The 13,533-nt window shown below is 60.6% G+C and carries 13 protein-coding genes; 10 read left to right on the forward strand and 3 right to left on the reverse strand.

Annotated features, from left to right (window positions below):
- From AC04P6_RS08445 to AC04P6_RS08475, 7 genes are all read left to right on the forward strand, one after another.
- The gene (locus AC04P6_RS08445; protein WP_475566183.1) at window positions 1–1,557 is read left to right on the forward strand and encodes a hydrogenase 4 subunit F; all 1,557 of its coding nucleotides are present in this window, start codon (window positions 1–3) and stop codon (window positions 1,555–1,557) included.
- Window positions 1,558–1,584: 27 nt separating this feature from the next.
- Entirely contained in the window at window positions 1,585–3,321 is a 1,737-nt protein-coding gene (locus AC04P6_RS08450) for a hydrogenase large subunit (protein WP_475566185.1), read from the forward strand.
- Window positions 3,322–3,331: 10 nt separating this feature from the next.
- Window positions 3,332–3,970 (forward strand): formate hydrogenlyase complex iron-sulfur subunit, encoded by a 639-nt coding sequence (locus AC04P6_RS08455; RefSeq protein ID WP_475566186.1) that lies wholly within the window; start codon window positions 3,332–3,334, stop codon window positions 3,968–3,970.
- Window positions 3,970–4,854 (forward strand): NADH-quinone oxidoreductase subunit B family protein, encoded by an 885-nt coding sequence (locus AC04P6_RS08460; protein WP_475566187.1) that lies wholly within the window; start codon window positions 3,970–3,972, stop codon window positions 4,852–4,854. The genes AC04P6_RS08455 and AC04P6_RS08460 overlap by 1 nt, the downstream gene beginning before the upstream one ends.
- A gap of 73 nt (window positions 4,855–4,927) precedes the next feature.
- On the forward strand, window positions 4,928–5,368 hold the full coding sequence (locus tag AC04P6_RS08465) for a formate hydrogenlyase maturation HycH family protein (RefSeq protein WP_475566188.1): 441 nt from the start codon (window positions 4,928–4,930) through the stop codon (window positions 5,366–5,368).
- On the forward strand, window positions 5,365–5,829 hold the full coding sequence (hycI, locus tag AC04P6_RS08470; protein ID WP_475566189.1) for a hydrogenase maturation peptidase HycI: 465 nt from the start codon (window positions 5,365–5,367) through the stop codon (window positions 5,827–5,829). The genes AC04P6_RS08465 and hycI overlap by 4 nt, the downstream gene beginning before the upstream one ends.
- A gap of 69 nt (window positions 5,830–5,898) precedes the next feature.
- Window positions 5,899–6,780, forward strand: coding sequence for a formate/nitrite transporter family protein (locus tag AC04P6_RS08475; RefSeq protein WP_475566190.1), 882 nt, complete (start codon window positions 5,899–5,901; stop codon window positions 6,778–6,780).
- Between the two features lie 245 nt (window positions 6,781–7,025).
- On the opposite strand, the gene AC04P6_RS08480 is transcribed toward AC04P6_RS08475, so the two are convergent.
- The 3 genes from AC04P6_RS08480 to AC04P6_RS08490 all read right to left on the reverse strand — a co-directional run bounded on the left by AC04P6_RS08480 (window position 7,026) and on the right by AC04P6_RS08490 (window position 8,343).
- Complete coding sequence (locus AC04P6_RS08480) at window positions 7,026–7,394, reverse strand: PIN domain-containing protein (RefSeq protein WP_475566191.1); 369 nt, start codon at window positions 7,392–7,394, stop codon at window positions 7,026–7,028.
- On the reverse strand, window positions 7,375–7,662 hold the full coding sequence (locus tag AC04P6_RS08485) for a type II toxin-antitoxin system RelB/DinJ family antitoxin (protein ID WP_475566193.1): 288 nt from the start codon (window positions 7,660–7,662) through the stop codon (window positions 7,375–7,377). The genes AC04P6_RS08480 and AC04P6_RS08485 overlap by 20 nt, the downstream gene beginning before the upstream one ends.
- Before the next feature lie 201 nt (window positions 7,663–7,863).
- Window positions 7,864–8,343 carry a hypothetical protein gene (locus tag AC04P6_RS08490; RefSeq protein WP_475566194.1) on the reverse strand — a complete coding sequence of 160 codons (480 nt, stop codon included), beginning with the start codon at window positions 8,341–8,343 and terminating at the stop codon, window positions 7,864–7,866.
- A 283-nt stretch (window positions 8,344–8,626) separates the two neighbouring features.
- On the opposite strand from AC04P6_RS08490, the gene AC04P6_RS08495 reads away from it, so the two are divergent.
- From AC04P6_RS08495 to hypF, 3 genes are all read left to right on the forward strand, one after another.
- Window positions 8,627–9,073, forward strand: a complete 447-nt coding sequence (locus AC04P6_RS08495; protein ID WP_475566195.1) for a hypothetical protein — start codon at window positions 8,627–8,629, stop codon at window positions 9,071–9,073.
- A gap of 190 nt (window positions 9,074–9,263) precedes the next feature.
- Window positions 9,264–10,973, forward strand: coding sequence for a glucose-6-phosphate isomerase (locus AC04P6_RS08500; protein ID WP_475566196.1), 1,710 nt, complete (start codon window positions 9,264–9,266; stop codon window positions 10,971–10,973).
- Between the two features lie 69 nt (window positions 10,974–11,042).
- Window positions 11,043–13,493 (forward strand): carbamoyltransferase HypF, encoded by a 2,451-nt coding sequence (hypF, locus tag AC04P6_RS08505; protein WP_475566197.1) that lies wholly within the window; start codon window positions 11,043–11,045, stop codon window positions 13,491–13,493.
- Window positions 13,494–13,533: the final 40 nt, after the last annotated feature.

Here is a 13,533-nt window from a genome sequence, read left to right on the forward strand (position 1 = left end):
ATGGATCTTTCGAATATGCTCATAGTACTGCTGGCGTTGCCGCTTGCCGCCACGCTACTCATGGCTGTGTTGCCTGCTCGCTCCGTTTCTAAGACGATCTACGAGGTAATACATACTCTGTCCATCGCAAGCGTGCTCATCGTGTCGCTGATCCTGGTGGTGAGCGAGTTCACCTCCGGGGAAACCATCACGGCCCTGGGAATGTGGTTCAGGCTCGATTCCCTGTCTAGCGTGTTCGTAACGCTCATCGGCCTCATCGGTATGCTGGTCGGCGTGTTCTCCGTGCCGTACATCCAGCACGATGTGGAAGCCGGCAACCTTACGCGCCAGCAGGTCAAGAACTACTACTCGTTCTTCAGCCTGTTCCTCTTCACGATGCTTCTGGCCGCAACGTCCAACAACATCATCATGATGTGGATCTGCATCGAGGCCACCACGCTCGCTACGGTGTTCCTGGTTGGCTGCTACGAAACGAAGCTCGCCCTGGAAGCCGCTTGGAAGTACGTTATCGTCTGCACCGCTGGCGTTGCCTTCGGTCTGTACGGTACGCTGCTCATCTACGCCAACGCCGCTGCGGTTATGTCCGACAACACGCAGGCTGCCTTCTGGACGTCCATCGTCCCCATCGCCAGCCAGCTCGACCCCACCGTGGTTACCATCGCGTTCACGTTCGTGGTAATCGGCTTCGGCACCAAGGCCGGTCTGTTCCCGATGCACACGTGGCTGCCCGACGCCCACTCCGAGGCGCCCAGCCCCGTATCGGCTCTGCTCTCCGGCGTGCTTCTGAAGTGCGCGGTCCTCGTGATCATCCGCTTCTACGTGCTCACCGTCTCCTGCATCGGCGTCACCTTCCCCCGCGCGATTCTTCTCACGCTGGGCCTGCTGTCGGTGTGCGTCGCGGCCTTCGCCGTGTACACGCAGGACGACCTGAAGCGCAAGCTCGCATACAGCTCCTGCGAGAACATCGGTCTCGTGGTGCTCTGCCTCGGCTTCGGTGGCCCCATCGGCATCGCCGCAGCTCTGCTGCACTGCGTGTTCCACGGCTTCACCAAGGCCCTGCTCTTCTGCCTGTCGGGCAACGTGCTCATGAAGTACGGTACGCGCGACCTGCGTAAGATCACTGGCATCATCGATGCGGCCCCCGCAACCGCCGTGCTCATGGCATTCGGCTTCTTCGCCCTTTCCGGCTTCCCGCCGTTCGCCATGTTCACCTCTGAAATCGGCGCTTTCGTCGCTGGTTATCAGGGCGGCATGACCTGGGTCCTCATCCTGCTCGCCCTTGCCCTCACGGTTGTTGTCTGCGCCCTGGTTGGCGTGGTCGCCCGTTCCGTCCTGGGTAAGAAGCCCGAAGCTATGGAAAAGAAGGAACTGCCCTTCATGGCGCTCCTTCCCGAGGTCATCCTCGCTGCCTGCATTCTGTGGTTCGGCGTGGCTATGCCGCAGCCCCTCATGACGGGCATCAACAATGCCACCAGCATCGTCATGCAGGAAGATGTCGACGCCGACGCTACCGGTTCGCTCCTTTCGGGCGTGAGCAACCTCATCCAACTGAACTAGTCCCGTGCACGAAAAAGGAGATTTATCGTGACATCAAGAAAGAAAATAGCGCTCCGCACGGGCGAATCCCACATTCAGGCGGTCCGCGAACGCTACCCGGGCGTAGTGCTTTCGGAAAGCTGGTCGACGGATTACCAGCCGGTGATCACCGTCGCCCGCGATTCCGCGCCTGTGGTAATCGAGTACCTGTACTATCAGCGCGGCGGCTGGATGCCCGTTATGGTGGGAAATGACGAGCGCTCCTTTAACAACTGCTTTGCCCTGTACTACATCCTCTCCATGGAGGAAGAAGATCGCTGCATGCTCACCGTGCGCGTCGAGGTGCCGGCCGATACGTGCGAGTTCTACGCCGTATCGCCCAAGGTCCCCGCGGCCGTCTGGAGCGAGCGTGAAGTGCAGGATATGTTCGGCCTGCGTGCCATCGGCATCATCGACAACCGTAACCTGGTTCTGCCCGACGACTGGCCGATGGATATCCACCCGCTCCGCAAGGACGCCATGGATTACCGTTATCGCCCCGCACCTACCAGGGATATCGAGAACTACGAGTTCCTGAAGGAAACGGGTGACCACGAGACCACGACGATCCCCATGGGCCCCATGCATATCACCTCCGACGAGCCTGGCCACTTCCGCCTGTACGTCGAAGGCGAAGAGATCATCGACGCCGACTACCGCATGTTCTTCGTACATCGCGGCATGGAAAAATGCGCCGAGTCCCGCATGGATTACGACAACGTCTCGTTCCTGGCCGAGCGCATCTGCGGCATTTGCGGCTACGCCCACTCCGTGGCGTACTCCGAAACGGTGGAGCGCGCCCAGGGCATCGAGGTGCCGCTGCGTGCCCAGTACATCCGCTCGCTCCTTCTGGAAACCGAGCGCCTGCACTCGCACATGCTGAACCTCGGCCTCGTGTGCCACTACAGCGGCTTCGACACGGGCTTCCAGCACTTCTTCCGCGCTCGCGAGAAGTCGATGGACCTGGCCGAGCTGCTCACCGGCGCCCGTAAGACGTACGGCTACAACCTCATCGGTGGCGTTCGCCGCGACATTCTGTCCGAGCAGAAGCTCGAGACGCTGCGTCTGGTGAACGAGATCCGCGAGGATTCGAAGCGCCTGGTCGACGAGCTCCTGAGCACGCCCAACTTCCTGAAGCGCGCCCAGGGCATCGGCAAGCTCGACCCGCAGATCGCTCGCGACTACAGCCCCGTAGGCCCGCTCGTACGCGGAAGCGGCTTCGCCCGCGACGCCCGTTGGGTCCATCCGTTCGACGGCTATGCGGCCATCGCTGCGAAGCACAAGCCCATCACGGCTGACACGTGCGACGTGTTCGGTCGTACCGTGGTGCGCGTGGGCGAACTGCTCGACTCCATCGACATCATCGAGGAGCTGCTTTCCGCCGAGCTGCCCGCCGGCCCCGTGCTCAACGAGAAGTTCAACATCGACCCGCACAAGTTCGCGCTTGGCTGGACGGAAGCGCCTCGCGGCGAGGACGTCCACTGGTCGATGATCGGCAACGATCAGAAGTGCTATCGTTGGCGCGCCAAGGCCAGCACGTACAGCAACTGGCCCGTCCTGCGTTACATGTTCCGCGGCAACACCATCTCCGACGCTGCTCTCATCGTTGGCTCGATCGACCCGTGCTATTCCTGCACCGAGCGTGTCAGCATCATCGATGTGAAGAAGCACACCGAGAAGGTTGTTACGAAGCAGCAGCTTGAGACCTATGCGCGCACCCGCACGCATAGCCCGCTAGCGGATTAGAGGTGCGAAGATGCTGAAGACTATTAAGGAAATACTCCGCACCGGCGATGCGACTATCCAGTACCCCGCAGCGCCGCTTCATCAGTACGATCATTACCGTGGCAAGCCCGAGCATGACCTGAAGGATTGCATCGCGTGCGGCGCCTGCGCTGTCGCGTGCCCGCCGAATGCCATCCAGATGGTGCTCGACCTCAACGAAGGCACCACGACGTGGTCCATCAACTTCGGGCGCTGCATCTTCTGCGGCCGCTGCGAAGAGGTGTGCCCCACGAAGGCCATCGAGCTCTCCAAGGAGTTCGAGCTGGCTGTGTTCTCGAAGGACGACCTGGAGCAGACGGCGACGTATGGCCTGCAGAAATGCAGCGAGTGCGGTTCGTACTACGCTTCCCAGAAGGAAGTCGAATACGCTTCGAGGATCATCTCCCAGCTCGACGAGCAGGACGCCGAAACGCGTCAGGCTATGAAGTCGATGAGCATGTGCCCCGCTTGCAGGCAGAAGGCCGACGCGTACCGTGCCAAGGAGCGCGTCGATTCCCTGGGCGATCCCACTCCCGAACCTACGGCGGAGCAGATTGAGGAAGCGCGTCGTCTTGCCGAGCAGAACCGCCTGAGGAAGATTAAAGAGATCTACGGTGGAGGTGCCCGCTGATGATTATCGATCACAACGTTCCCGATCGCCTGCAGTACAGGCCCGATCCGGTCACGCTCGACGAGAGCGTGCAGAAAGCCAAGCTGGCGCTTCTGAATGACATTAAACGATCCGTCTATATCTATCGTTGCGACTTGGGCGGTTGCAACGGTTGCGAAATCGAAATTTTCGCGACGATTACGCCTGTGTTCGACGCCGAGCGTTTCGGTATCAAGAACACCCCTAGTCCTCGACATGCTGACATCCTGGTGTATACCGGCGCCGTCACGCGCGCCATGCGCATGCCAGGATTGCGCGCCTATGAAGCAGCCCCTAACCCCAAACTTGTAGTTTCATACGGCGCATGCGGTTGCACGGGCGGCATCTTCCACGACAATTATTGCGTGTGGGGAGGTACCGACAAGATTCTACCGGTCGACGTCTACATCCCTGGATGCCCGCCCACGCCCGCGCAGACCATCTATGGCTTTGCCATTGCCCTGGGACTGCTTGGTCAGAAGCTCCATCACGTCGACGAGGTGGACGACGGAAGCCAGGCCACCCTGCGTTTCGCAGACATTCCCTACAAGGTAATGACGAAGATCGAAAAGGACGCGCGTCTGTACTCTGGCTATCGCTACGGTAAAGACCTCTCCGACAAGTTCCTCACTGCTGTCGAGCAGGAGGGCGGCGTGTTCGCTAACGTGAACGCGCTCATCGAAGGGGAAATCGACCCGCGCAAGGCCGAGGTCTACAAGAAGCTGCGCGACGACCTGATCGAAATGACGGTTTCTGCCGATCGCCGCGACGCGGCGCTTCGCGAAGGGCTTTCTCGTCTGACCCCCAATGGGGAGTCGCTCGATCCCGCTGCCCAGGCAATCCTTGCTGGTGTAGGGAGGCACTAGTATGGGCGTTGCTGCGTCTCAAAGTGCAGCGGAAGCTATGAGCCGGCACCATGCAAGCGATGTTTCGCTTGTCATGGGGCCGGCCCATCAGCCGGCTGAGGATATGGTCGTCTTCTACCGCTTGGGCCGAAAGTTCGTCGACGACGAGCGTTCCGTGCCCGAAGAGGGCTCGCGCGAAGAGGATATCGTGTATTACACCCTTGCCGTTGGGCATCATACGGGTGTTATCGATTGCTTCGACGAGTGCCTTTCGTGTACCGTATCGTGCTACCGTTCGATTTGCGAACTCATGCCCGAGGGACATGCGCGGTATAAGATGGAGGGCATCTTCCGATCTGGGGAAATCCAGATTCTCCACGAGAACGTGGCGGAGATGCTCGAGTTGGTGGAGTCGCTCGACGACGAAGCCATCAACGCGGCACAGCGCGTCTGGCTCGACGGTTTCAAGTCGGTGCTGAAGGCGATGGCTGGCAACAAGGCTATTTACGTAATGGGAAGGGAACGACGCTCGTGAGTGAAAAGATGGTGCTCACTGTTGGTGCGGTACTTCGCGGCGATGATGCCGTCGGGCCGTATCTGGCAAAGCTCTTGGAGCAAGAACCGGCTCCTAGCTGGGAAGTTATTGATGGTGGCCAGATGCCCGAGGATTTCGTCGCTACGATTCGCAGGGCCCATCCGCATACATTGGTTGTGGTCGACGCCGCATCCATGGAGCTGGAACCTGGCGCTCTGCGCAGGCTTTCTGCCGATGATGTTGCTACCGATTACATGATGACCACTCACTCTTTGCCCATTTCGTTTATGCTAAACGAGCTCGAATCGTGCTGCGATGAACTTATTTTTCTAGGAATTCAGCCAGCTCAGATGGAATTTATGGGGGCGCTTACCCCCGCAGTTCGTGCGACTGCTGAAGAGTTGCATGCGCGCTTCGTGCGTGATGAGGACTTTTCGGCTGTGCCTGATTTATCGGTTTAGAAGTTAAATCGTTTGCGGGCAGCTGTCGGGGAGGGTAGTTGCCCGCGAGTCTCTTTTTAGGAGGAGATAATGGAACAGATTACGAAGGAAGACATTGCCGCGGTTGCCCCGGATTGTCGCGCTGCCGCTTCTCTGGAAGCCAAGGCGGAAGCCGTAGGCGTCGGCAAGGCCAACATGGACGTGCCCCGCATGTTCACGCTGGCTATCATGGCCGGCATTCAGATTGGCATGGGCGCTCTGTTCATGACCTACGTCAAGGCCGATCAGACCCTTTCGTTCGCCGCCGCGAACGTCCTGGGTGGTCTGTGCTTCTCGCTTGGCCTCATCTGCGTTATCGTTGCCGGCTCCGAGCTTTTCACCGGCAACTGCCTGATGGTTATGGCTGGCAACAGCAAGAAGGCTGCTTGGTCCGCCATCCTGAAGAACTGGGTCGTCGTCTGGCTCGGCAACCTCGTTGGCTCCCTCATCCTGGTGGGCATCATCGTTGGCTGCGGCCTGATGGGCACCAAGGCTGGCGATAACACCATCGGCGCTCAGATGGTCGCCGTTGCCGCTGGCAAGATCAACCTCGCTCCCACGCAGATCCTCTTCCGCGGCATCATGTGCAACCTGCTGGTGTGCCTGGCCGTGTGGATGGGCTTTGCTGGCCGTAGCGTCATCGACAAGATCTTCACCGCTGTGTTCCCCGTCATGGCCTTCGTTGCCATGGGCTTCGAGCACTGCGTTGCCAACATGTTCTTCCTGCCCATGGGCGTTATCGCTTCCAGCATGGGTTACGGCACCACGACCCTCACCTGGGCCGGTGCGTTCTACAACATCGGCATCGCCACGATTGGCAATACCATCGGCGGCGCCGTGTTCGTTGGCCTGATCTACTGGATCGCCTATCACAAGAAGCAGAAGGCCGCTCAGGCGAACCCTGCTTCCGCTAAGCGCGCTACGGTGAAATAACCACCCGCGCATACGCGCTAGAACCGAAGGAGCCGCTGGCATTGCCGGCGGCTCCTTTGCTGTGTATGGAAGTGGTGCGTGCGGGGGAGTGCTGGCGTGTGACTCGTGCGCCAGCGGCAACGTGTGTGCTTCAGCAGCTCGTCCTGGGGCGGGGCGGGCACGTTGCTTCGTGCCTGCGTCTTTGCTTTGCGTCCGCGTCTTCGCTCCGTACTGCGGCTGGCGCATGCTGGGAAGGAAAACGGCTCCTAGAGTACGAGCGTGCGCTTCATGAGCGGCTTGTCGAAGGACATGATCTTCTCGCCGTGCAGGGCGTTGCGGGCCACCAGGAGGCAGTCCACGAAGTCGAGCATGCTGGAGCCGAATAGGCGCGAGGCATAGCGGGCTACGTCCTCGTCAATCACGTAGATGTCATCCATGAGCTCGATGAGCGTGTAGCCAATCTGGCTTCGGGGCACGCGGTACACGTCGCGCAGCGAAACGGCAACACGTGCCAGGATTTCGGGATACGTATACGCCTCGCCCGACGCGATGGCCTTCGCGGCGTCGCGCGAGTGGCCCTTCTGGTCGTTCAGGAGGTAACGCAGGATTACGGTCTCATCGATTAAAAGCTTCATATTTATCACTCAGCGATCTGATCCATGCTTCACGTTCGGCTTCGCGCAGTTCCTGGTGTGCATAGGCTTCCAGGCGGCTCTGCGCATGAAGCCCGCCCTTGCCCTCGGATGACGTGGGGTGGAAGGGCAGTCCGTTCACTTTGATGCTCTGCTTTACGAAAATGCGTACCGCTTCGGAAAGGCTCGTGCCCTGGTCTGCGAAAATGCGTTCGGCAGCATCTTTGTCGGCGGCATCGATGCGCACATGCAAGATGGCATCTTTGCTCATGACGTTTCTCCTCGCTTACACGCGTTTGTTACGTTTGTAATACGCAAGTATAGCAGTCACGCAAGCGTTGGATTTGGCTTTCCGGCCATGAAAACCATCGCCCCGCTCCGGGCTTGGCATCCGGAGCGGGGCGATGCGCGAACGTATGCGTTGCGGTGCTCGCACACGGTAGGGGTTACTCGTGCGCGAGTTTGCGTGCCGTTAGAAGGACTGAGGGGCGCCCGGCTGCTCGAGCTGCTTGCGCGTCTGCACGACGCCAACCACGTAGAGGATGGGCAGCACGAGGCCGATGAGCCCGGTGAGGATGCTGGACGGGTTGTTTACCGCGCTGAGGATGAGGCTGATGGCGGCAATGATGATGCCGATAATGCCCAGTACGAAGGCGAGGGTGTGCTGGCCGTTTTCGGCGGACGCCTTTACGCCGATGATGCCGATGACCAGGTCGATAACGCCAGAGATAATCATAACGAGGCCCAGAACGGCGAAGATGATGCCGCCGCCAAGGGCTACTTCCGTGCCGGAATACGTTGTTCCGTTGACGGTAACGGGGCTTACGGACGAGCCCGCGCCCGCGATGATGCCGCCTCCCGCCATGAACAGGATGCCGCCGATAATGGCGAGCGCGGCGAAGATAATCATGATGATTGACACGACTTTCAGGAGCTTGCTACCTTCTTGCATGGCTTCCTCCTTGCCTTGCGCATTCGTTTCGGATGCGGTAACCCCTATTCGCCCTACCACGCGAAACCGCTGTTTGCGTTTTTGCCGATTGAGCAGGCCAAGCGCAAAAACATCACGAACGATATTATACACGAAATCTCCACGACACAGCATGGGGAACGATTGTTGCCGCGCGGGAACAAAAAGAATCGCGCGCGCCCTGCATTTGGCCCTCGTGTTTTGCTAGGATGGCCCGTGGACGAATGCGCATTTGCGCGGGGAGAGGTTTTCAGGAGGTACGGTTATGGGTCGACCGAAAAAACGGCCGCAACCGGCGAAAGAGGAGGAAGAGGTTCTCGTTCCGAAACGTGATGCGAAGGCCGTGGCCTTCGTGGGCATTTTGGTTGTCGCGGCAATCGCCTTGGCATGCTACGAGCTCTCGACGGGCTCTATGTATGTGAAGGTGGACGTGCAGGGCTACGACCGCGATACGAACCCCATCGTCGTCGTGTATCAGGGCGACGTTTCCGCCAAGATCACCAAGGGCGATATCGCCTCATGCGGGCAGGCTCTAGCCTCGGTGGGCGTCGAGCCCGGCTGCGAGGTCCGCGTCGATGGCCGTTGGATGGGCACCTACACCGTGGCCGTATTGGAAGCCGACGGAAAGATCGACCCCCGAAGCACGTGCGTCGTCACCAGCGTTGGTCGCGGCGAAACGCATATCGGCATGATGCTTTCCGCACGTTCGTAGTAGCATTTCATCGATTACCTGGGCAAATGTGCCCAGGTATTGATTTTGGGTATCGCGACGGTCACAGCGTCTCCACTTTCCACGAGGGCTACGCATGGCTGCGCTATACTACTGGAATTTAATACGCAGATTCGGGCTGCCCGTACAGGGTGGCTTTTAGTTGTATTGACTATATTCCGAAAGGAAACATATGCTTAACGGCGAAATGGAGAAGGTGTACCCCTCCGCGAAAACTTTGGTGAAAGAGCAGGTGGCAAGCCGTCTGCACGCGAAGGACGCAACCCTTTACAGCTTTTCCGAAGAGGCGCAGCAGTGCGCCGAGAACTTCATGGGCTGGGCCGACCTGGCAAGCAACCCCCCGTATCCCATCGAGGACATCAAGGAATTCGCGCAGCGCGTTCATGAGAGCGGCATCGAGGCCGTGGTCCTTCTGGGCGAGGGCGGCTCCACGCAGGCTCCCATGACCATCACGAAGTACAACAGCATCGACTCGAATCGCATCAAGTTCCGCACGCTCGACTCCGATTCGCCCGTGCGCGTGCGTGCCATCCTGGCCGAGCTGAACCCGCACACCACCCTCTTCATGATCTCGTCGAAGAGCGGCACCACCATCGAGCCCAATTCCGGCCTCGTTGCCGTGCGCAAGGCCCTGCTCGAGTCGATGGCCGAAGAAGACGTGGTGAAGCACCTGGTTGCCATCACCGACCCGGGTAGCGAACTGCAGAAGATGGCGGAACGCGAAGGCTGGCTGAAGGTGTTCACCGGCGAGCCCACCGTGGGCGGCCGTTATAGCGCCCTTTCCGTGTTTGGCCTGGTTCCCGCTGCTCTCGTGGGCATCGATCTCGACGATTACATCGCGCACGCCATCGAGGCGGAGCGCGCCTGCAGCGAAGACTCGGTGGACAACCCCGCCATCAAGCTCGCTGCGTTCCTGTACGACAACTACACCACGGGTCGCGACAAGTTCAGCTTCCTCACGCCGAAGCGCGGCCGCGTTCTTGGCCTGTGGATCGAGCAGCTCGTGGCTGAAAGCCTGGGCAAGGAAGGCCACGGCATCCTGCCCAACATCGAATGCGACGCCCTCACGCTCTCGAAGGACCAGGGCGACCGCACGGTCGTCGTGTACCAGACGAAGACCGACCTGTGGGACGAGCGCAAGAACTTCGAGATGAGCTTGGCCTACATCGACCAGGCCACTCCGCGCCTGAACTTCCGCATCGACAATGTGTGCGAGCTTTCCCAAGACTTCATCGTTTGGGAATATGCCATTGCGATGTGCGGCTACCTCATGAAGGTATGCCCGTTCGACCAGCCCGACGTGGCATCCGCCAAGGCCGCCACGCTCGAGATCCTCGGCGGTGGCCACACCGAGCCCGATTTCGTGCAGAACGAACTCGGCTGCACCCAGTTGGGTGAAATTGAGGTGCGCCTCAGCTCCGTCATGAAGGAAGCAAAGACGGTCGAAAAGGCCCTGAAGAACCTCATGCGCAGCATCGAGCCCGGCGATTACTTCGCGCTCAACGCGTTCGTTCCCTTTACGGGCGAAGGCCGCCGCGAAGCGCTCGAGCTCATTCGCCACACGTTTGCCAACGAATTCCATATGGCATCGTGCCTGGAAATCGGCCCGCGCTACCTGCACTCCACCGGCCAGCTGCAGAAGGGCGGCAAGAACAACGGCGTCTTCCTGATCATCTCCGCCGACGAGCTGAAGGATATCCCGCTGGAAGACTGCAAGGCCCCCTCGCTGGGCGCCCTGGCGAAGGGCCAGGCGGAAGGCGACCTGAAGGTGCTCTCCGAGCGCGGTCGCCGTTGCGTGTACCTGCACCTGCCCGATAACTCGGGCGTGACGCTGCGCCTGTTGGGCGAAACCGTCGCCAAGGTTGCACGCTCCCTGAAATAACCGTTTCGCCGCCATCGGCGCACGTGCGTGCCTCCCCATGGCGGCAATCTCTGCCATGAAAGGCATATCATGCTCGAAGCGCTCGATATTCACGTCACAGGCATTGTGCAAGGGGTGGGTTTCCGCCCCTTCATCTATCGCATTGCCTCTACGCATAGCATCAACGGATGGGTGTTGAACGCCACCGACGGCGTTCACATCCATGCCGAGGCGGAATCCGACGACCTCGACGCCTTCGTGCTCGAGATTTCCCAAAATGCGCCCGCGGCGGCGCGCGTCGAGCGCATCAAGATGGACGAAGTGCCCGTGGAGGGCTTCGGCGATTTTCAGATTCGCTTTTCCGACGATGCGGCGTCGAACGCCACCACGCTCGTATCGCCCGATCTTGCCACCTGCGACGATTGCCTGGCCGAGCTGTTCGATCCCACGAACCGCAGGTACCATTACCCGTTCATTAACTGCACGAACTGCGGCCCGCGCTTCACGATCATGCGCCAGCTGCCCTACGACCGCCCGCAGACGTCCATGAGCGAGTTTCCCATGTGCGACGACTGCGCGCACGAATACGCCGACCCTGCCGACCGTCGCTTCCACGCGCAGCCCGACGCCTGCTTCGAGTGCGGCCCTCGCCTGTGCTTCGTCGACATGACGGAAGAGGCGCCGGAGCAGGAGCGCCTGGTGGGGCAGGGCGGTTTCGCCGCTGAACCATTGGGTGGGCGCGAGGCGCTATGGGCCGATGGAATAAAGCAGAGCGATGCGCTCATCGATGCTGTGGTGGACATGCTGAAGCGCGGCAAAATCGTGGCCGTGAAGGGCTTGGGCGGATTCCATTTGGTGTGCGACGCCTCGAACGCCACCGCGCTGGCAGAGCTGCGCAAACGCAAGCGTCGCGAGGGCAAGGCCTTCGCGTGCATGGTTTCCAGCGTGGAAGCTGCGCGCGAGTTCTGCATCGTGTCCGAGGAAGAGGAGCGCTTGCTTACGTCGCCCGCGCGCCCCATCGTGCTTCTGAAGAAGACTCCCTGCGTAAAGCTGGCTGAGGGGCTTGCCGATGGCCTTACCGAGCTGGGCCTTATGCTGCCCGCCACTCCCTTGCAGCACCTCATCGTGCGTGCGTTTGGGGGCATGCTCGTTATGACGTCGGGCAACGTGCACGACGAACCCATCCAAACCGACGACGCCCAGGCGGTTGGCGCGCTGGCGGGCATCGCCGATGCGCTGCTGGGCAATAACCGCGCGATTCTCTCGCGCTACGACGATTCCGTGCTGCGCGTGCTCGACCTGGGCGCTGGCCAGACGGCGGTGCAGTTCATCCGCCGCGCCCGCGGCTTCGCGCCGTTGCCCATCGCGCTTCCCGCGCGTCCGGAAGGCGCGAGCGGGGAAGACGCCTGCCTGTTCGCCACGGGCCCCGAGCAGAAGAACACGTTCTGCTACACGCGTCCGGGCGAGGCGTTCGTGTCGCAGCATATTGGCGACATGGAAAACGTGGCCACGAATGATGCCTGGCTCGAGGCAAAGCGCGCGTATGCGTCGCTTCTGCGCTTGGAGCCCCAGCTCGTGGCCTGCGACAAGCATCCCGAGTACCTCACCTCGAAGTGGGCTGCAGGTCAGCAGCTTCCCGTTACGCACGTGCAGCATCACCACGCGCACATCGTTTCGGCGATGGCGGAAAACGGGCTGGAAGGCCCCGTGTGCGGCATCGCGTTCGATGGCACGGGCTACGGTGAAGATGGCGCCATCTGGGGCGGCGAAGTGCTCATGGCGAACCTCACGACGTTCGAGCGTCTGGCTAACTTCGCCTACATCCCGTTGCCTGGTGGCGCGGCAGCCATTAAGCACCCCACGCGTTGCGCGTATGGCGCACTGTGGGCATTCGACCTGCTCGAGCATTCGGCTGCGCAGAAGCTGCTCGAGGAAATGGGCGAGGAAGCGGACATCTGCGAGCAGATGATCGAGCGCGGACTGAACACGCCGTACACCTCTTCGGTGGGGCGTCTGTTCGATGCCGCGAGCGCGCTTCTGGGCGTATGCAAGCAGCCTACGTACGAAGGCGAGGGGGCGGTGCTCCTGGAGGCCGCCATCGATCATTCCGCGGAAACCAACGCGGAAGCTGCGGCGGCGTATCACGTCGACGTCGTGAAGAACACGGCCACCGACAATAGCACCGCGCTCGATACCTCGGTCGTGCTCTTCGACGCCCAGCCGCTTTTCAAGGCGATGCTCGACGATATGGCCGCGGGCGTTTCCGCGGGCGTAATCGCACGTCGCTTCCATGATGCGATGGTGGAGGTTGTAACCATGGCCGCCCAGCTTGCCGAGGCTGCGTACGGCGTGCGCACCGTGGTGCTTTCGGGTGGCGTTTTCATGAACCGCTACCTCATGGAACATGCCGTTCCTGCCCTGGAAAAGCTCGGTTATACGGCTGCGATGAATAAAGATTTGCCTCCCAACGATGCATGCATTTCGTACGGGCAGGCTGTGGTAGCATTGCGAACGAAAGACGCGGTTCCCGCAGGGGAATAACGAAGGTTGTCGCGCCGCGTGCGGCGCTGGCCAAGAAGGA

This window comes from Denitrobacterium sp. (genome assembly GCF_056180635.1).